Origin of the sequence: Mesorhizobium sp. M1338, from assembly GCF_040318045.1 — a bacterium.
Taxonomy (GTDB): Bacteria; Pseudomonadota; Alphaproteobacteria; order Rhizobiales; family Rhizobiaceae; genus Mesorhizobium.
In genome coordinates this window covers 1-17,557 of record NZ_JAMYLL010000057.1, presented here as the reverse complement: position 1 = coordinate 17,557, position 17,557 = coordinate 1, and the positions used below count along the sequence as shown (strand labels likewise).

Below are 17,557 nucleotides of genomic sequence, written 5' to 3'. Positions count from 1 at the left end.
GAAATTGGCGGAAAGTAAGATGCCGGAACGGCCGTTTTATCAGCCTGGCGCCAGCAGCGTGGAAGGCCTGCCGCTGGCCTTGCAGATGTTTCACAACCATCCGCTGGTGATGCTCAAGCCGCATTGGCACGCCCAGGTCGAGGTCAATTTCATCGTGCGCGGCAGCGTGCATTACCGCATGAACGAACATGAGATCGCACTGTCGGCGGGCGACATGTGCCTGTTCTGGGGCGGCCTGCCGCACCAGATGGACGATCTCTCGGACGACGCTATCTATGCCGGCGCGCATCTGCCGCTGGTGCATTTCTTTCGCTTGCATTTGCCGACGGATGTCCGCCATCGGCTGATGACGGGCGCCACGCTGGTGACGGGCGCGACCGATCCGGCGGACCACCACAATTTCGAGCGCTGGAACCGCTACTTCCGCTCGGGCGATCCGGCCATGATCGAGCATGCCGTGAACGAGTTGCTGCTGCGGCTGGAGCGGGTGCGGTTCGAGCCTTATCGGCTGGTGCCCGGAACCGCGCCCGGGCAGGAAACGGGCAGCCCCTTCGACCAGCAATCGTCGCGCAATGTCGGGCGCATGTGCGATTTCATCGCCGAGAACTTCCTCTACGAGATCGATTGCGTGAATATCGCCGCCGCCGCCGACATCCATCCCAAATACGCCATGAACCTGTTCAAGAAGTCGACCGGCATGACGCTCAATGAATATGTCAACCTTTTGCGGCTGAGCTATGCGCAAGCGCTTTTGATGCATCAGGACGCCAATGTGCTGCGCGTCGCCATGGACTCTGGCTTCGGCTCGCTCAGCGCCTTCAACAAGTCGTTTCGCAAGCTGGCCGGCATGTCGCCGTCGGATTTTCGCAGAGGCGTGACGGGCGCCAGATAGGCAACGACGACCTGTGGCGCACCTGGTGCCGCGAAAGCATTGGCGCCACGATCGCCGGCTAAAAGACGTGTCATGGCATTTCAGCCCGCAATAGCGACGCGGACAAGGGTGACGAAGGCCGGATCGTGCGATGCTGTGCGCCATTCCGGCCATGGAAGCGGCACGGAAACCGGGGCCCTGCATGGCATCGCTTTTCCTGTCTGAAATCGCCATCTAGGCGCTGGACAGGCCGAATTCCCGTGCTATAACCCACGCGCTTTCAAGGGGCGCTCCTGGCGCCTTGATGAGATCCGGTCAACGAGTTGTCGTTCGCCGGAACAGGCCCAGATAGCTCAGTTGGTAGAGCAGCGGACTGAAAATCCGCGTGTCGGTGGTTCGAATCCGCCTCTGGGCACCATCCCCTCTTCTCCCGACACTCCGTTTAGCCGAACCGTCTACGCTGCAGCTTCTGCAAGCGACTGGAATTATTGATCTTTTGCTGTCGCATTGCGCAATTAGGCGTGACAGAGAGCGCTTCGGGCGCATTTGATCCAACGAGGCGGGGGGATGGTATTTCCGTTGGTATTCGACATCCTGATGGTATCGAAACAGCCAAGGGAGACCTGACGAATGGCCCTATCCGACGTGAAATGTCGAAACGCCCGCCCTGCTTCCAAACTCGCGAAATTGTCTGACGGGGGCGGGCTGCAGCTATGGGTACAGCCCACGGGCTCTCGCCTCTGGCGGCTCGCCTACCGCTTTGACGGCAAGCAGAAACTGCTCGCGCTGGGCAGCTATCCCCTTATCTCTCTCGCCGAGGCACGGGAGGCGCGCGATGATGCTAAAAGGCTCCTGCTAGCTGGCGTCGACCCTGGAAAGGAACGCAGCTTGCGGAAGGCCGATTCGGCAAAGGACTCCTTTCGCTCAATCGCGGACGAATATGTTGACAAGCTGAAGAAGGAGGGACGTGCCGACCGGACGATCAGCAAGGTCAAATGGCTGCTCGACTTTGCCTATCCGATAATCGGCGACAAGTGCATTCGGGAGATCGAGCCGGCCAGCATCCTTACCGCCCTCCGTCGCGTGGAGGTTCGCGGTCGATATGAGTCGGCCAGGCGACTGCGCTCCACCATCGGCAGCGTGTTTCGATACGCGATCGCGACCGCACGCGCCGAGACAGATCCGACCTTCGCCCTCAGAGGCGCACTCATCAGTCCGAAGGTAACGTCTCGCGCCGCGATTACCGATCCGAAGGCCTTGGGCGGTTTGCTGAGGGCGATCCATGCATTTGACGGACAGCCTACAACGCGAGCCGGTCTGAAGCTGATAGCGCTGCTGTTTCCCCGCCCAGGCGAGCTTCGCGCCGCTGAATGGGAAGAGTTCGATTTTGAAAGCTCGGTGTGGACGATCCCTGAAGCACGCATGAAAATGCGACGGCCGCACCGCATACCCCTATCAAAGCAAGCGATCAGCGTCCTGACTTCACTGAGAGAAATCTCTGGTGATGGATCGCTGCTGTTTCCTAGTGTTCGATCGGCTTCGCGTCCGATTTCCGACAATACCCTTAACGCCGCACTGCGTCGTATGGGTTACAGCAAGGAAGAAGCTACCGCGCATGGTTTTCGAGCAACGGCATCAACTCTGCTGAACGAATGCGGCAAGTGGCATCCGGACGCGATAGAGCGGCAGCTGGCCCACATTGAGAACAACGACGTTCGGCGCGCCTACGCCCGGGCAGAGCACTGGGACGAGCGCGTCGAGATGATGCAGTGGTGGGCCGATTATCTGGATGAACTCAAGAGCAAAAACCTGCGGGTGATCTCAATCGAGGGACGCCGCAAGCCTGCTGTCCACACACCAACGCGACCATCCACTTTGAAACCAACAGAGGCCGTTCATCAAACGCCGATACAAATCTCCAACCGCCGGAAATCATACTGACCGTCGAAAAACGCCACAACTCGACGCCAAATCGTAGGCCCGCATTGTCAGATTTTCCGGAGAGAAAGTTGACCGCGTTCGGCAGGAAGCTGCCGTTCTGCAGCCGACCCCATTTCCGTCATTCAAGCTGCCGATGGCCGGTTCCGAAACCGGCCATCTACCCGGCCCGGGGCCGCGCGCTATTAGAGCGAGAATCCCGTGGGCAGTGTGCGGTCCGTCCGTTTCGCCGGCATTAGTCCGTGGATCTGCTATCCCCGCCCGACTTTAACCTCCACAACCTTCCTCTCCATAGATCCGGGACAAGCCCTTGATGCGCGTCGCGATCGCGTCGACGAGGCGACCAACGATCTCATGGATGATCCCCTCCTGGCGAAGCTCTTGGGCGCACTCCGATGCCATATCGGGCATCACCGCGAGCTGATGGCGGATCGTCCGCACCGTGTACTCGCCGCCAACCTTTGCTGAGGACGCACAGCGCCCCCAGTGGCGCGGCATGATCTCCTCGATGGGATAGACTCTGTCGATCTTCATCGCCAGTTTAAGGTCGCGCATCTCAGATTGGATCTCTCCCCCGAGGTGCGGCAGAATGGAGGAGATGTCGTAGAGCGGAGCTAGGCGGGCCTCGCCCTGGGCTCCGAGCAGCATCGAGTAGTTCTTTGCATGCGCGTCCGTGCCGGCGATGATCCAGTTGAAGACGTTCGCGGCCATGAAGATCTGACGGTCTTGGACGGGGTCGAGGGAGGCCGACAGCACCTTTCTGGAGATCGTCGTGATACCTGGCCCACCCTGGTTCTCGTACTTGAGCGTCGGCATCACCGACAGGGCCTGGCACATGTCCTCCTGATGGATGCGGATGGTCTTGCCCTCGTTGTTGCGGCGGTCGTAGCGCTCGATAACGATTGCCTTTTCGCCTGCGAAGTCGAGAACCTGGCTATGTGCAGCGTCCATGCCGAGCTTGGATGCAAGCTGCAGGCAGAAATGCTCGTTCTCGGTATGCCCGTGCAAGTGCGGCAAAGGCGGCTTGAAGATGTGTGTCGTGGGCGTGTCGCCTAGAGGGATCCCCCAGCGATTGCTGCCCTTATCGAAATGGAACGCCGTCTTTGCCTGCGCACCAGCGAGACTGAACTGACCAGGATCGCCGATTCGCCGGGTCGCTGCACCATCTTTGCGCAGATCGCGCAGGCGGTCGCCGATCTGCGCCTCGGTGAGCAACTCCACGTTCTCGCCGCGGGAAATCTGGTCGCCACGCGAAAGGAACTGGACGGCGCCGGCGCAGTCGCGGCCGACATTCTTGAGCAGGGCAAACGGGTTTCGGGCGGAGACCTGGAACCTCTGCGCCCATCTGGCGAGGGTCTGCTCATTATCCGGCAGTAGGCCCCAGAGGAATGCCTCGACGACCTTGCCCTCGTAGGTCCTGGTGATCGTCGGCATGGACAGGGAGAGCGGGATCGCCACCGGGCCTTCCATCCATGCCTCGTGATAGGAGAACGAAAGCTTGCCGCCCTGCAGGTGGTGGAGCCCCCCAACCGGTCTGCCAGCGATATAGACGTCGAGGGTGTCGATCGGGTTCATCATGATCATCGTCATCTAGAGCTTGTAGGGAATCTCGTCGTCGTCATCGTCGACATGCCGTTCATCGGCATTATGATGATGATCAGCCGACGTCGGCGCCGGCGGGATCTGAAAGTCCATCTCCACACCAAGCGTGGTCAGCGCCAGCAGCACGTTGCCGATCTCGGCGCTGGGCTTGCCGTTCTCGATCCACGACACCCACGTCTGCGTCGTGGTGATCATTTTGGCCAAGGCAGCCTGTGACAGGCCGCGCCGGGTGCGGGCCTCCTTGATCAGGATTCCAATGTCGCGAGCTGTTCTGATCTTCATGGCGTATACGATTTCTGTATGGGCTAGCCTGATATAGGCTCGTATATGACGGGTGTCAATATACGTCACTATATCAATTTAAGGCTATATAGGTTCACATATCGACAACCTTCATATACTAACGTATATAAATCATTGCGCCACGCAACAATGTGCGATCGACCTTTCGCCACGGTACCATCGAGAATGACCGCTGGTCGAGAACTCAACAACTTGTCGGGGCCGGGAGCGGTCCGGTCCGCTATTCAATTACTGTTGGCGAGAAGTTGTCATTCAGCATCCGGTCTGGCGGCATCGTGACAAGATCGATTTTTTGTCCGAAGAGAACGAGGCCGGCCGCAAGAAAAAGCCACGGCTTTTATGCACTTATTGTCTAGCAGGCTTAGTTGTTCCCCTGAAACTTGAATCTCCCTCAGACTCAGTGTCTTCTCAGGGTAACCGCTGGGAATTAGACATGCCTTCAGGCTCGTTTCAACACCGCGTGTGGCAACGGATTGTCGCGTGCTTTCCGACGCCGGCGCACCTCGATGTACAGGAGCGCAATCATCGCTTCCTTGAAGAGGCGCTCGAACTCGCTCAGGCGAATTCCTGCACAAAGGAGGAGGCACTCGAACTGGTGGAGTACGGACCGGCGGCAACGCGGTCAGCATCAAGAACCTAGCGTGCTCCAAAATGACACCAAGCGCTAACCGTTGTCCAGTGTGGAAGATGATTGCCTTCGTGGTTTCTCCGACGCGCCGGCGCCCGGCAGACCTTCCTTTCTGGCCTTGGCAAACGCCCGGTCGCCTTCCAGGAACCCGACCAGCATAAAGGGGATCAGTTCCGCCACCGTTTCGGACTCGCCATAGGTCTCACGGTAAAGTGCGGCATAGTCGTTGAGTGCTTGGCTCAAGTCGGCGCCAACGGTGATGGTGATCTTCGAAGGTGTCCGGTCCGGAAGTTTTCCGAGTTTCAGGTTAGCCATGAAGTCCTCCTGTTCACCCCGTGTATGGCCGCAACACGAGGTCCTTGTGCACGATGACGCGCAACGGCCAACCAGGGCGCACGGTGATCGTGGGTTGGACGTTCAGGTTCTTTTCAGTGATCCGTTGGCCCGCTTGACTGACGTTCTGCTGGGTGGATTCACGAATTGCCTTGACCAAGTCGCTTTCATTTTCCCCAAAGCTCAACTCGGTACCAACCCCCAGCAATGTGGCCACCGCGACGCCCTTGATCAACTGCCAAGTATGGAAATCCACCTTGTCCTCAAGCCCGGCATAGCCGGCCGCGTCGGTCACGGGCAGATTGTCGATTTCGGTAGAGGAGCCGTTCGGCATAACGATGCGTTGCCACACCAACAGAGCGCGCCTTTGCCCAAAGGCTACAACGCTGTCGTAGGTGCCGATCAGCCGTGAGCCCTGCGGGATGAGCAGGATGCTGCCGGTGACGCTGTCGTGCACATTCTCGGTGATCTGGGCGACGACAAGGCCGGGCAGATCGGAATTGATGCCGGTGATCAGGCTTGCAGCGATCACGCTACCGGCCATGATCTGATAGGGCGAAGCCGGCGTCTGCAGTGCATGCGGGTTGTAGATCCCGCCGGTGTTCCGTTGATCGATGAAATCGAGCTTGCGCTGTTGATTGTTCTGGTCGCCCTCGGCCGGCGCGACGGAAGCTCGCTGGCCTTCGGCATCTGGCTGCGGAGACGCCGTCTCGAAAGGGGAACGTCCGCCCTGCCCATTGCCAAAAGCTTCCGCCTGCTGGGGCCGGTTTTCGATGCGGAAGAGGACTTGCGACTCGCGCGCCTCAATCGCTTGTTGTGCAAGCCGCTGCGCCTCGGCGGAAACGTCTTGCCCAGGTGCGATGCCAAGCTGGCGCTGGTGCTCGAGAATAGGACGGCCGAGATCCCCGGGCAGCGGCGGTCCAAGCACCGGAGCCTTCGGCTTGCTCCCGGAATAGTCCTTGGGCAGCGATTCAAGTCCCTCGGCGGTCGGCTTGCGGTCCGTGCTGTAGAGCTCTTCGGCCTGCTGTTTCAGGCGCAATGCGGGTCCCCGCAGCGCCATCATCGTGACGCCAAAAACAGCGCCGGAACCAACAGCAGCGATCGCGACGATTATGCCGCGCCTGAACCGCACCGCTCGGCGGGGCGAGGCTCGCAGCTGCAGCTGTTCGGGATTGAGCTTCGGCGGAGCATTCGGATGGGAAGTATCGGTCATGAGCCTCCCCTCACCTGCCAAAACGCGAAAACAGCGAAACCCGCCGCGGCGGTTTCCGACCGTCGGTTCTCGTAATGCGCACCACCTGCTGCTGTTTGGTGCCCAGCCTTAGCTCGGCCGCAGCAAAGAGGCGATCGACGATGTAGTAGTTGCCGCGCATGCGATAGTTGACGAGCTGGTTGTCCCCGTCGGCTCCGACGATGAAGAGCGGCGGCGCCTCACCTTGGTCTATACGGCGCGGGAATTCGATATAGACCCTGCTGCCATCATCAAAGGCGCGCGTCGGTCTCCATGGTGGCGTGTCGCCGGCGATCGAATAGCGGAAGCGGATGTTTTCGAGTGCTACGTTCGAGGCCGCGGGCATTTCAGCCTCGGCCTGAGCGTTGCGCCGCCGAAGCGCCACGAGTTGGTCTTCGCTGTAAATCCAGGAGAGCGCCGCCATGGCAGTTTTCTCAGTGCTTTGAAGCTGCAGGTGATAGGATCGCCTGTCCGTCGTGATGACCAGATTGGTGGCAAGCCCCGGCGCGAATGGCTTCACCAGCACATGAGTGCGCTGGTCATCGCCTGAGCCACTAACGGTGTCACCGATCACCCAACGGACCGTATCGCCGGCTGAGACCGAGGTCAGCTTCTCGCCCCGCTGCAATGAGATATCGGTGACGCGCTCCGGCGCGGCGTAGAGCTGGTAGAGCGCGCCGTCGGCAAAGGGGTAAACCTGCACCGCATTGACATAGCCAAACTTGGTGGGTTGTTGCGTCGCCGCCTTGTTGGCATCGGCGACCTGTTCTTCCGGCGAGCGCTTATCTGGGGCGGGCTTGCCGGGTGCGGGCATCAACTGACCAGGCAACGGTAACGGTTTCGGCACTTCCACGACCTTGACCGGCTTCTCCGGCGCCTTCTCGATCGCGGCTGGTTTGAAGTCCTCGTGGTCATAGGAAATCTGAGGCGGCGGCACTGGCTTCGAGGCACAGGCCGAAAGAACCGCAGCAGACGCCGACAGGATCAAGGCAGCACGAAGCAATGGGGCTCTATTTGTCATTGGCGGGCTCCTTAGGGGAAACGGGGTTGGCGCGGCGCTGTCGAGCTCGCGCGACCAGTCGATCGCGTTGATGAAGACGCCGAGCGGGTTCTTGCGCAGCTGCTCGGTTGTCCTAGGCGGGCGGATGAGGATGGTGAGGATCCCGATCCAGCGCGTCGTGCTGGCGAGGCTGCCGCGCTCGAACACCTGCTCGGTCCATTTGACCTGGAACGAGCTGTCGGAAGCCCTGACCACGCTGGTCACCTGCACTGACACGCTGCGCGTGCCGATTTGGCCGAAAGGGTCGTTCGCCTTGGCATATTCGTTGAGGAAGAGCGCCGCTCGGTCGGTGGCAAAGTCGTAGGCCGACAGCCAATTCTGCCGCACCAGAACCGCATCGGTGGAAACCGAACGGACATTCTGGATGAAGCGGCTGAGATGCCAGGCGATCTGGGCATCGTCGGGCTGGTAGTTTTGGACTGCCGGCGCGACCGCGTGCGCCTCGCCAAAGCGGTTGACCTCGACGACATAAGGCACGACGCGGCCCTGCATCGACTGCCACAGAAGCCCACCGGAAAGCCCCGTCGTCAGAGCCAGGCAGCCAAAGGCCATGAAGCGCCAGTTCTTGGCCTGGACGCGCGCCGTGCCGATGCGCTCATCCCAGAGTTGGCTGGCCTTCTGGTAGGGTGTTACGGGTTCGGGCGTCTTTCCATAACGCTGAACGGGTCGCTTGAAGAGCATCTAGTCTTCCTTGTCATTGAGGGAGGGATTGGCGCCGCTTCCGCCCCGATCTCCATCGCGCACCGCCTGCGTGGCAGCATTGCGATGGGCGCGTGCGGTCTGTTCGGAACGCAGACGCCTTGCCCAGACCGGCGCGGGGTCAGAGGCTGCAGCGGGCGAGGTTCCTGTCTTTGACGCGGTCGGCATGCCGCCGGTCGCGGTCCAGCCGGCATCGCGACCGGCGTCGGCACTACGGCGGAATGGTTCTGCTGCGGATCGCATTCCCCGCATCGCGGCGCCGCTAGCGGCACTCGCAACCCCATGCAGCCCAGCAGCTACCCCGGACAGCCCGGACTCGGGCGATGTCGCGCGCCCCGTTTGCCAAGCGACGGTGGCAGCGGACCCCATGGCGGCGCCGGCACGGACTGCGGCGAGGCCGCCGCCTGTTGCCATGCGCGCGCCGGCAAACGCAGCGCCTCCGGCAACGAGCGTTGATCCAGCTGCGGCCGCCGTTGTTCCAAGTGCCGCGCCAGCGCCAAGCTGCGGCGCGCCGGAAACAAGACCCGAGGCAATCCCGGGGCCGAAAATGCCGAGCCCAAGCAGCGCCAGCGCACCCAGCACCTGAGACATGGCCGCCGCCAGGTCCGGCTCCTGGCCCTGCAGGGCGGAAGCGAACTCGCCAAAGAGCGTGGAGCCGATGCCGACGATGACGGCAAGCACCATCACCTTGATGCCCGACGAAATCACATTGCCGAGCACGCGCTCGGCCAGAAACGCCGAGCGGTTCCAGAGCGCGAAGGGCACCAGGACGAAGCCGGCCAGCGTGGTGAGCTTGAACTCGAGGATGGTGATGAAGAGCTGGATGGAAAGAATGAAGAAGGCGATGAGGACCAGGAACCAGGCCAGAAGCAGCACGAAGATGGTGAGCGCGTTACCGAAGATCTCGGGGAAGCCTACTAGCTGGCTCGCTTGATTGAGGAGCGGCCAGGCGCCCTCGAAGCCGGCCGCGGCAATGCGGCCTGGCCGCAGGAGACTGTCGGCGGACAGGTTGCCGGCCGATGCGTTGATGCCGAGACCGGCAAAGGAGCGGTAAATTATGTCGGCGAGGTTCTTGAAATTGTTCAGGACGAAGGCGAAGGCGCCGACATAGAGCACTTTGCGAACAAGCCGGCCGAGAATGTTGGGCTCGCCGCCGAACGCCCAGACCAAGCCCGCGAGCGTGATGTCAATGCCGATCAGAATGGTGGTGAGAAAGGCGACGTCGCCCGAAAGCAGACCGAACCCACTGTCAATGTAGCGGGTAAAGGTCTCCATGAAGCGATCGATGACTCCGAGGTCGTTCATGTCGCCGCCTTCCTCGTTGTCTTGAAGAACTGCCGCTCAGTTGCCGGGATAAGCCGTGCCGGTGCCCAGGAAACGCTTCGTCTTCTCGCGAGCGGCTTCCTCAGACTGCGCCTTGCGCGCCGCATCCTCGGCTTCGGCCCGGAACTGGGTCGCAAGCAGCGTCTGGATCTGCATCTGCTGCTTGGTCGAAAGCGCGATCAGCTGATTGGTAGCCTGGCTTGCCTCGAGGGCACCTGCCGCGCCCTGACTGCGATTGACGAGATCGGTAAGCAGGTCGCCATCGGCCTGCACGTTCTCGACGATCTGCGACTGCGCGCTCATGGTCTGGCGGAACGCCTGCATGGCGCTCTGCCAGCGCTCGCGCGCGGCGCTCGCCACATCGCTGACCTTGATGGTGGCGTCGTAGCTTTCCGGATATTGCTGGCGCCACTGGTCCTGCAGCTTGTCGAGATCGAAGCTCAGGCCGCTCGCCTGGGTCATCAGACCGTCAATCCGTTGGAGCGAGCCGGTAAGCTGGCCCACGGAAGAGAAATCCAGGCGCTGAAGGTTGCGCGCCATGTTCTGCAGCATGGTCGCCTGGTTCTGAAGCGACTGGATTTGGTTGTTGATCTGCTCCAATGCGCGTGCTGCCGACAGCACATTCTGCGTATAGTTGGACGGGTCAAACACGATGAGCGCATAGGCCGGCTGGACGTAGTCAGCCATCGGTTTGGCAATCAGGGAAACGGTGACCAGGCTAGTAAAAAGGCGGCGTCCGATCATGACGATTGCTCCTTGTTAGGTTGAGGAAATTGCTGGAGAAGCTCGGCAGCCCAATCCAGGCCGCGCGCACTGAAGAAACGGGCGGCAAAGCTGCCCTGCCCCTCTTCGGAAAGAATATTGTCGATCAGGGTCTGCGCGGCCGGGTCGGAGGCGCCGCAAAGCGCAAGAGCGATCGGGCCTAGCCCGAGCTCGAAGAGGCGATTGCCGCGGCGCGACTGCAGATAGTAGTGGCGCTTCGGCGTGGCGCGGGCGACCAATTCGATCTGTCGCTCATTAAGACCGAAGCGCTCATAGGCTGCCCGTGCCTGCGGCTCCACCGCACGATCATTGGGGAGAAAAATGCGCTGCGGGCAGCTCTCGATGATTGCGGGTGCGATAGAAGAGCCGGCGATGTCGGCAAGCGACTGCGTCGCGAAGATGACGGAGACGTTTTTCTTACGCAGCACCTTAAGCCATTCGCGGATGCGGGCGGCAAAGAGCGGGTTGTCGAGATAGACCCAGGCCTCGTCGAGCATGAGCAGCGTCGGCCGCCCGTCAAACCGGTCCTCAAGACGATGGAACAGATAGGTGAGCACAGGCAGCACAGCGCCTTGGCTGTGCATCAGCTCCTGGGTCTCGAAACACTGCACATCCGAGATGGCCAGCCGGTCGTCATCGGCATCGAGCAGGCGGCCGAATGGTCCGTCGAGCGTGTAGGGCATCAATGCCGATTTGAGCGCATTGGACTGAAGCAGGACCGACAGGCCAGTCAGCGTGCGTTCCTGCGCCGGCGCGGTGGCGAGGCTGGTGAGCGCCGACCAGATTGCCTCCTTCACCTCCGGGGTGACTGTGACATTCTCGTGGGCAATGAGGCCGGCGATCCATTCGGCAGCCCAGCTCTGTGTGGCCGGGTCGTCGATGTGGCGCAGCGGCTGGAAACCAAGCGCACCATTCGCACCCAACGCATGGTGGTCGCCGCCCATGGCAAGCGCGGCGGCGCGGGCCGAATTGCCTTTGTCGAAGACATAGATTTGCGCGCCAGCGTAGCGCCGGAACTGCAAAGCGATCAGGGCAAGCAGAACCGACTTGCCGGCACCGGTCGGCCCGACAACCAGCATGTGGCCGACATCGCCGATATGGGTCGAAAGCCGAAACGGCGTCGAGCCGCTGGTTTCGGCGAAAAGAAGCGGCGGAGCGTAATCGCCGGTGACCTCGGCAAGGTGCTCGTTCTCCGCTGGACCTGCCCACACGGACGACAGCGGCACGAGATGGGCAAGGTTAAGCGTGTGAACGAGCGGCTGGCGAACGTTGGCGTAGACATGACCCGGCAATGAACCAAGCCACGCTTCGACGGCATTGATGCTTTCGCGAATGGTGGTGAAGCCGAGCCCGTTGACGATCCGCTCGACGGCGCGAAGCTTTTCCGCGGCGGCTTTACGGTTCTGATCCCACACCGTCACCGTTGTGGTGAGATAGCCGAAGCCGACATGATCGCCGCCCAATGCCTGCAGTGCTGCATCGGCATCGAGCGCCTTGTTGTCGGCGTCACTGTCGACGAGAGGCACCGGTTCGTTGGTCACCACCTCGCGCAGAATAGCCGCGATCGATTTGCGCTTGGCAAACCACTGCCGGCGGAGCCGAGTCAGCGTCTTCGTGGCTTCCGCCTTGTCGAGTGGAATGAAGCGCGTCACCCAGCGATAGGCGAAATCCTGGTTATTGAGCGCATCAAGGATTCCTGGCCGGGTGACGTTCGGAAAGCCGAGAACTGTGAGCGTGCGCAGATGCTGCTCGCCCAGCATCGGCTCTAGGCCGCCGGTCAGCGGCGCGTCAACCAGGACGCCGTCGAGATACATTGGCGTTTCCGGCACGGCAACCGGATGACGGCGTGTCGAGATCGTGCCGTGCAGGTACGTCAGGCTCTCGGCATCGTCGAGCGCGCGCACCTCGGGCACGAAGCCCGAAAGAAGATCGAGAACGCGGTCAGTCTCGTCTCGGAACCGGGCAAGCTCCTGGCGCCAGTCTCTTTCCCCTCCCAAGTCATGCGAGTCGACGAGAGCACTTTCCGCGCGCGCTTGGCCATCGGGCCCAGGCATGAAGACCAAGGTCAGATGATAGATGCTCTCGAAATGCGCGACCTTGCCCTCGAAGGCCGCGCGCCGTTCCTCATCGATCAGCCATGAGGCAGCATCGGGAAGGGCCGAGCTCGCATAGCCCAGCGCTTCGATGCGCTCGGCCTCGAAGAATAATGCCCAGCCAGAGCCGAGCCTTCTCAGCGCATTGTTTGCCCGCGCGCATATGCCGATGAGTTCGGCCTCCGTCGCGCTTTCAAGGTCGGGGCCACGAAACCGCAATGTCCGTTGGAAGCTGCCATCCTTGTTGAGCACGATGCCGGGCGCGACGAGTGCTGCCCAGGGCAGATGGTCGGCAAGCCGGTCGGCTTTGCCGCGGTATTCGGAAAGCTTCAGCATGCAAGCCAGCCCTTTTGACGAAGATGACGGACAAGCACGCTGGCAAAATCCGGATCACGCCGTGCGGCAAAGACCGCGAGCGTGTGGCCGGCGATCCAGAGGATCACACCCGCAATCCACTGCTGCAGGCCTAGGCCGATGGCCGCGGCCACCGTGCCATTGAGGATCGCCACCGCCCGCGGCGCGCCGCCGAGCAGGATCGGCTCGGTGAGCGCCCGATGGACCAGAACCTCGAAGCCTTCGATATGCTGCTCTCCGGTGCTCATCAGACGACTGCCCCGCCGCCAAAGGAGAAGAAGGAAAGAAAGAAGCTCGAGGCCGCGAAGGCGATCGACAGGCCGAAGACGATCTGGATCAGCCGGCGGAAACCGCCCGCCGTGTCGCCGAAGGCAAGGGTCAGACCGGTGGTGATGATGATGATCACCGCGAGGATCTTGGCGACCGGCCCCTGCACCGATTCCAGAATCTGCTGCAGCGGCTGTTCCCACGGCATGCCGGAGCCGGCAGCGTGGGCCTGGGCCGTGAGAAGAAGCGCGACGGCGGCGAACGAAAGAAAGCGAAGCTTCTTGCGCATGAGGTGACCTTTCAGAGCTGCTGGAGTTGCGGAAGTGTGAGCGGGGTGACGGCGTAATCGCCGCTGCCGTCGAGACCCGTGACCTCGGCGATCGCGTCAACGCGGCGCGCGGGTCCTCTTCCGGCAATAAAGATGACCAAGTCGACGGCATCGGCGATCAGCCGGCGGGGAACGGTGACAACGGCTTCCTGGGCGAGCTGCTCAATACGATAGAGTGCGGAGCGTGCCGAATTGGCGTGAACCGTGGCAATGCCGCCGGGATGTCCGGTGTTCCATGCCTTCAGCATATCGAGCGCTTCCGCGCCTCTGACTTCGCCGACGATGATGCGGTCGGGCCTCAGCCGTAAGGTCGAGCGTACGAGATCGGCGAGTGTGATGGAGCCCCGCCTCGTCCTCATGGCAACGCAGTCCTTGGCCGCGCATTGCAGCTCGCGGGTGTCCTCAATCAGGATCACCCGCTCATCGCATTCGGCGACTTCTGCCAGTAGAGCATTGGTAAGTGTCGTTTTGCCCGACGATGTGCCGCCGGCGACCAGGATGTTGCGCCGCTCGCGCACTGCCTTCCTCAGGGCATCAGCCTGCAGCGGGAGCATGACGCGATCGGCGACGTAGTTGGCCAGCGTGTAGAGTTTTGCCGCCGGTTTGCGGATGGCGAAGCATGGCGCCAGCACGACCGGCGGTAGCAGACCCTCGAAGCGCTCGCCTGATGGCAATTCGGCACTGACAATCGGACTATCTGCATGCGCCTCGGCGCGTACATGGGAGGCGACGAGCCGGATGATGCGTTCCGCCTCGGCAGGATGCATATGCACGCCTGTATCGACCCGGCCTTCTCCCAACTGGTCGAGCCTCAGCGCGCCGTCGGGGTTGACCATCACCTCGATGACGGTCGGATCGGCAAGGGCCTCGGTGATCGCGGCGCCCATGGCTGTGCGCAGCATGGCTCGGCGGCGGTGGTCCGCTGCGGGATGAGAGTTCATCCTTCGCCTCCGTTGCCATTGCCGTAACCAAGCGAGCGCTTCCCGGAGGCTATCTGGCGACCGACCTGCTCGACGAATTTGTCAAAGCGCTCTTGGGCGATCGCCTGTGTCGCCCGATCCGGAATTGGCGTGTGCGCATGAAGCGTGATTGAAAAGCGGATTAAGAGCGCCAGGCTCTCCAGAGTTATTTCGGCGTCGCGCCTGACATGGTCGAGATCGCGGGAAAGACGGTCCAGCCGCTTGCCGTAGCGCTGGTCGAGCTCGTTTTCACCACGCCGTTCGATGAAGGCCTCGACCGCTTTCGCGACGATTGCCGATTTCGTGGTCGACGGGTTGCGGCTGAGGGTTTCCAGCTTCTCGCTCAATTCGGGTTCGAGCAGAAACTGGTGGCGAATGCGATGGGGCTTCATACATCTCGTTCCGACTGGCCGGCGCTGATGCGCCGGCGGTGCGAACGAACATCGCCGATATCCGCAAAATCGCTTATGGGCGTTATCTACGCCGAGATACGCCTCAGTTGCGGAAAGCGTTCAGAAGCCGGGGATGATGTCCTTGTCGTCGCCCCTTCCCTCGTTGAGGCCGTAGGCGCTCGCCGCGGTAGAAACCCGGTCCATGACGCGCTTGTCTGCGAGTGCCTCGGCGTCATCGTCCGACAGATTGAAGAGGTCATCCTGATCAGGCTCCCGAGAGACGACGACGTGGTCTTCAGGCAGGCCGGGATGACGCTGCTGTTGCACGCCGCTCCCTTCTTCGATTGCCGCGCCGGCGTGTTCGTCATCGGCAGCGAGACGGCGGTCAACACTGCGGACTTGTCCGCTCCAATCGTCGGGGCGCGACGCAGGACAGTCCGCGTACAGACCGTCGCGCAACACCGGCGCCGGCAGCACCCGTTCGGTGAAATTCGGATCCTGGTAATAGCGCAACTTCTGGGCGCGGATCGGCGGCAACCCGGAAACAAGGATTAATTCGTCAGCTTGCGGCAACTGCATCACTTCGCCAGGCGTCAGCAGCGGGCGAGCGGTCTCCTGGCGACTGACCATGACGTGCGAAAGCCAGGGCGCCAGCCGGTGGCCGGCGTAGTTGCGCATGGACCTGAGTTCCGTCGCCGTACCGAGCGCATCCGATATGCGTTTGGCCGTGCGCTCGTCGTTGGAGGAAAAGGCAATGCGCACATGGCAATTGTCGAGAATGGCGTTGTTCTCGCCATAGGCTTTGGAGATCTGGTTCAAGGATTGCGCGATCAGATAGGCGCGGATGCCGTAACCCGCCATGAAGGCGAGCGCGGTCTCGAAGAAGTCGAGGCGACCAAGAGCCGGAAATTCGTCCAGCATCATGAGCAGTTGGTACTTGCGGCTTTTCTTCGGGTCACCTTCCAGCCGCTCCGTCAGTCGCCTGCCGATCTGATTGAGCACCAGTCGCACCAGTGGCTTGGTGCGCGAAATATCCGATGGCGGCACCACTAGATAGAGCGACATCGGTCGTTCCGCATCCATGAGGTCGGCAATGCGCCAGTCGCAGGCCGATGTTGCCGAGGCAACCGTCGGATCACGATAGAGCCCGAGAAACGACATTGCGGTCGAGAGAACGCCAGAACGCTCGTTCTCTGACTTGTTCAGCACCTCGCGAGCCGCCGAGGCCACGACGGGATGGACCCGAGGTGTGTCCGCCGTGCCGAGGTGGTTGGTGGTCATCATCCGCAGCAGTGTCGCGGCAAACGAGCGTTGCGGATCCGACAGGAAAGTGGCGACGCGCGCGAGCGTCTTTTCTTCTTCCGCGTAGAGCACGTGCAAGATGGCCCCGACCAAGAGTGAATGACTAGTCTTCTCCCAATGATTCCGCCGCTCCAGCGCGCCTTCCGGATCGACGAGAATGTCCGCGATGTTCTGAACGTCGCGGACCTCATCTGAACCCCTGCGCACTTCCAGCAGCGGGTTATAGCACGCCGATCTCGAGTCGGTCGGATTGAACAGGAGGCAGAAAGAGAACTTCGACCGCCAGCCGGAAGTCAGCTGCCAGTTCTCGCCTTTGATGTCGTGAATGACGGCCGAGCCGGTCCAGGAAAGAAGCGTTGGAACGACCAATCCCACGCCCTTGCCCGAACGTGTCGGCGCAAAGGCCATGACATGTTCCGGCCCGTCATGTCGCAGATAGTGGTCCTTCAGTTTGCCAAGGAAAACGCCGGCCGGCTCAAACAGGCCTGCCTTCTCGATTTCCCGAGCCGCGGCCCATCGTGAGGAACCGTAGGTGGTGACCAACCCCCTCTGCCGCGCGCGCCAGAGGGAGCCAGCTATTGCGGCCGCACACCCCAAGAATCCGCTGGCTCCGGCAAGCATGCCGGCCTTGTCGAAGACCTCAGGCGCATAGGCGTCGAAGTGAAACCACCATTCGAACAGTTTCCACGGCTTGTAGATCGGCCGGGCCGCCGCGGCAAACCATGGCGCGCCAAGCTGCGGCTGATAGTCCAGCATGTGGGCGCACCATTGCGTTGCCGCCCATACGCCAACGATGACGATGGCGAACACAACTACGATCTGGCCGACAAGGAGCTTCGTCGGTGTCACGGGCACAGCCTCCACTGTTTGGTAGTAGATGGAAGCAGCATGACGTGACGTTCCAGAATATTGAAGATACCCAACATACGCGCCCGTGCGATGCAGTGAACGTTGCAGGCTTGGAAGATTGGGGGGCGTCAAGAAATGTCATCGCGAAGGCACGAGCGAATGACTTGTATGGGCCGGAGAACGAACCCGCTGCGCGGGAGGGGCGCCTGCGGTTGAGGTAGAGATCAAGAACCGGTCGTCGCGCTCGCGTTGAGCGTCGTTCG

The 17,557-nt window shown here is 61.5% G+C and carries 15 protein-coding genes, 1 tRNA gene and 1 pseudogene; 3 read left to right on the top strand and 14 right to left on the bottom strand.

Features of this window, described 5'->3' with window-relative positions:
* The first annotated feature begins 19 nt into the window (after nucleotides 1–19).
* The 3 genes from NKH19_RS29210 (at nucleotide 20) to NKH19_RS29200 (ending at nucleotide 2,812) form a co-directional block, all read left to right on the top strand.
* On the top strand, nucleotides 20–892 hold the full coding sequence (locus NKH19_RS29210; protein WP_352871530.1) for a helix-turn-helix domain-containing protein: 873 nt from the start codon (nucleotides 20–22) through the stop codon (nucleotides 890–892).
* Nucleotides 893–1,213: 321 nt separating this feature from the next.
* Nucleotides 1,214–1,289 (top strand) — tRNA-Phe (locus NKH19_RS29205).
* Between the two features lie 212 nt (nucleotides 1,290–1,501).
* Complete coding sequence (locus tag NKH19_RS29200; RefSeq protein WP_023729047.1) at nucleotides 1,502–2,812, top strand: tyrosine-type recombinase/integrase; 1,311 nt, start codon at nucleotides 1,502–1,504, stop codon at nucleotides 2,810–2,812.
* 264 nt (nucleotides 2,813–3,076) lie between these two features.
* Here NKH19_RS29200 and NKH19_RS29195 read toward each other — a convergent pair whose 3' ends face one another.
* The 14 genes and pseudogenes from NKH19_RS29195 to NKH19_RS29130 form a co-directional block, all read right to left on the bottom strand.
* Nucleotides 3,077–4,399 carry a type II toxin-antitoxin system HipA family toxin gene (locus tag NKH19_RS29195; protein ID WP_352789951.1) on the bottom strand — a complete coding sequence of 441 codons (1,323 nt, stop codon included), beginning with the start codon at nucleotides 4,397–4,399 and terminating at the stop codon, nucleotides 3,077–3,079.
* Nucleotides 4,400–4,693 carry a helix-turn-helix domain-containing protein gene (locus NKH19_RS29190; RefSeq protein WP_023689355.1) on the bottom strand — a complete coding sequence of 98 codons (294 nt, stop codon included), beginning with the start codon at nucleotides 4,691–4,693 and terminating at the stop codon, nucleotides 4,400–4,402. It lies immediately after the preceding gene.
* 685 nt (nucleotides 4,694–5,378) lie between these two features.
* Nucleotides 5,379–5,657, bottom strand: coding sequence for a DUF2274 domain-containing protein (locus NKH19_RS29185; RefSeq protein WP_023689356.1), 279 nt, complete (start codon nucleotides 5,655–5,657; stop codon nucleotides 5,379–5,381).
* 13 nt (nucleotides 5,658–5,670) lie between these two features.
* Entirely contained in the window at nucleotides 5,671–6,888 is a 1,218-nt protein-coding gene (locus tag NKH19_RS29180; RefSeq protein WP_023776470.1) for a TraB/TrbI/VirB10 family type IV secretion system protein, read from the bottom strand.
* Nucleotides 6,889–6,898: 10 nt separating this feature from the next.
* The gene (trbG, locus tag NKH19_RS29175) at nucleotides 6,899–7,927 is read right to left on the bottom strand and encodes a P-type conjugative transfer protein TrbG (protein ID WP_023776469.1); all 1,029 of its coding nucleotides are present in this window, start codon (nucleotides 7,925–7,927) and stop codon (nucleotides 6,899–6,901) included.
* A pseudogene (gene trbF / locus NKH19_RS29170) lies at nucleotides 7,917–8,647 on the bottom strand (conjugal transfer protein TrbF). The gene trbG and the pseudogene trbF overlap by 11 nt, the downstream one beginning before the upstream one ends.
* Nucleotides 8,648–9,970 carry a P-type conjugative transfer protein TrbL gene (trbL, locus tag NKH19_RS29165; RefSeq protein ID WP_023776467.1) on the bottom strand — a complete coding sequence of 441 codons (1,323 nt, stop codon included), beginning with the start codon at nucleotides 9,968–9,970 and terminating at the stop codon, nucleotides 8,648–8,650.
* Nucleotides 9,971–10,006: 36 nt separating this feature from the next.
* A complete protein-coding gene (trbJ, locus tag NKH19_RS29160) occupies nucleotides 10,007–10,732 on the bottom strand; it encodes a P-type conjugative transfer protein TrbJ (protein ID WP_023776466.1) in 726 nt (241 codons plus the stop codon).
* Nucleotides 10,729–13,179 (bottom strand): conjugal transfer protein TrbE, encoded by a 2,451-nt coding sequence (gene trbE, locus NKH19_RS29155; RefSeq protein WP_023829585.1) that lies wholly within the window; start codon nucleotides 13,177–13,179, stop codon nucleotides 10,729–10,731. The genes trbJ and trbE overlap by 4 nt, the downstream gene beginning before the upstream one ends.
* Nucleotides 13,173–13,445 carry a VirB3 family type IV secretion system protein gene (locus NKH19_RS29150; RefSeq protein ID WP_023776464.1) on the bottom strand — a complete coding sequence of 91 codons (273 nt, stop codon included), beginning with the start codon at nucleotides 13,443–13,445 and terminating at the stop codon, nucleotides 13,173–13,175. Before NKH19_RS29150 ends, trbE begins: the two co-directional genes overlap by 7 nt.
* A complete protein-coding gene (locus tag NKH19_RS29145) occupies nucleotides 13,445–13,753 on the bottom strand; it encodes a TrbC/VirB2 family type IV secretion system protein (protein WP_023669260.1) in 309 nt (102 codons plus the stop codon). The genes NKH19_RS29150 and NKH19_RS29145 overlap by 1 nt, the downstream gene beginning before the upstream one ends.
* An 11-nt stretch (nucleotides 13,754–13,764) precedes the next feature.
* On the bottom strand, nucleotides 13,765–14,733 hold the full coding sequence (gene trbB, locus NKH19_RS29140) for a P-type conjugative transfer ATPase TrbB (RefSeq protein ID WP_023776463.1): 969 nt from the start codon (nucleotides 14,731–14,733) through the stop codon (nucleotides 13,765–13,767).
* On the bottom strand, nucleotides 14,730–15,143 hold the full coding sequence (locus NKH19_RS29135) for a CopG family transcriptional regulator (protein ID WP_023708017.1): 414 nt from the start codon (nucleotides 15,141–15,143) through the stop codon (nucleotides 14,730–14,732). Before NKH19_RS29135 ends, trbB begins: the two co-directional genes overlap by 4 nt.
* Nucleotides 15,144–15,263: 120 nt before the next feature.
* The gene (locus NKH19_RS29130; RefSeq protein WP_023776462.1) at nucleotides 15,264–17,294 is read right to left on the bottom strand and encodes a conjugal transfer protein TraG; all 2,031 of its coding nucleotides are present in this window, start codon (nucleotides 17,292–17,294) and stop codon (nucleotides 15,264–15,266) included.
* Nucleotides 17,295–17,557 lie beyond the last annotated feature (263 nt).

What these genes read in the sequence shown, in the direction of transcription:
- NKH19_RS29210 (WP_352871530.1), top strand. Translation starts at nt 20, where the DNA reads ATGCCGGAACGGCCGTTTTATCAGCCTGGCGCCAGCAGCGTGGAAGGC.
- NKH19_RS29200 (WP_023729047.1), top strand. Translation starts at nt 1,502, where the DNA reads ATGGCCCTATCCGACGTGAAATGTCGAAACGCCCGCCCTGCTTCCAAA.
- NKH19_RS29195 (WP_352789951.1), bottom strand. Translation starts at nt 4,399, where the DNA reads ATGACGATGATCATGATGAACCCGATCGACACCCTCGACGTCTATATC.
- NKH19_RS29190 (WP_023689355.1), bottom strand. Translation starts at nt 4,693, where the DNA reads ATGAAGATCAGAACAGCTCGCGACATTGGAATCCTGATCAAGGAGGCC.
- NKH19_RS29185 (WP_023689356.1), bottom strand. Translation starts at nt 5,657, where the DNA reads ATGGCTAACCTGAAACTCGGAAAACTTCCGGACCGGACACCTTCGAAG.
- NKH19_RS29180 (WP_023776470.1), bottom strand. Translation starts at nt 6,888, where the DNA reads ATGACCGATACTTCCCATCCGAATGCTCCGCCGAAGCTCAATCCCGAA.
- trbG (WP_023776469.1), bottom strand. Translation starts at nt 7,927, where the DNA reads ATGACAAATAGAGCCCCATTGCTTCGTGCTGCCTTGATCCTGTCGGCG.
- trbL (WP_023776467.1), bottom strand. Translation starts at nt 9,970, where the DNA reads ATGAACGACCTCGGAGTCATCGATCGCTTCATGGAGACCTTTACCCGC.
- trbJ (WP_023776466.1), bottom strand. Translation starts at nt 10,732, where the DNA reads ATGATCGGACGCCGCCTTTTTACTAGCCTGGTCACCGTTTCCCTGATT.
- trbE (WP_023829585.1), bottom strand. Translation starts at nt 13,179, where the DNA reads ATGCTGAAGCTTTCCGAATACCGCGGCAAAGCCGACCGGCTTGCCGAC.
- NKH19_RS29150 (WP_023776464.1), bottom strand. Translation starts at nt 13,445, where the DNA reads ATGAGCACCGGAGAGCAGCATATCGAAGGCTTCGAGGTTCTGGTCCAT.
- NKH19_RS29145 (WP_023669260.1), bottom strand. Translation starts at nt 13,753, where the DNA reads ATGCGCAAGAAGCTTCGCTTTCTTTCGTTCGCCGCCGTCGCGCTTCTT.
- trbB (WP_023776463.1), bottom strand. Translation starts at nt 14,733, where the DNA reads ATGAACTCTCATCCCGCAGCGGACCACCGCCGCCGAGCCATGCTGCGC.
- NKH19_RS29135 (WP_023708017.1), bottom strand. Translation starts at nt 15,143, where the DNA reads ATGAAGCCCCATCGCATTCGCCACCAGTTTCTGCTCGAACCCGAATTG.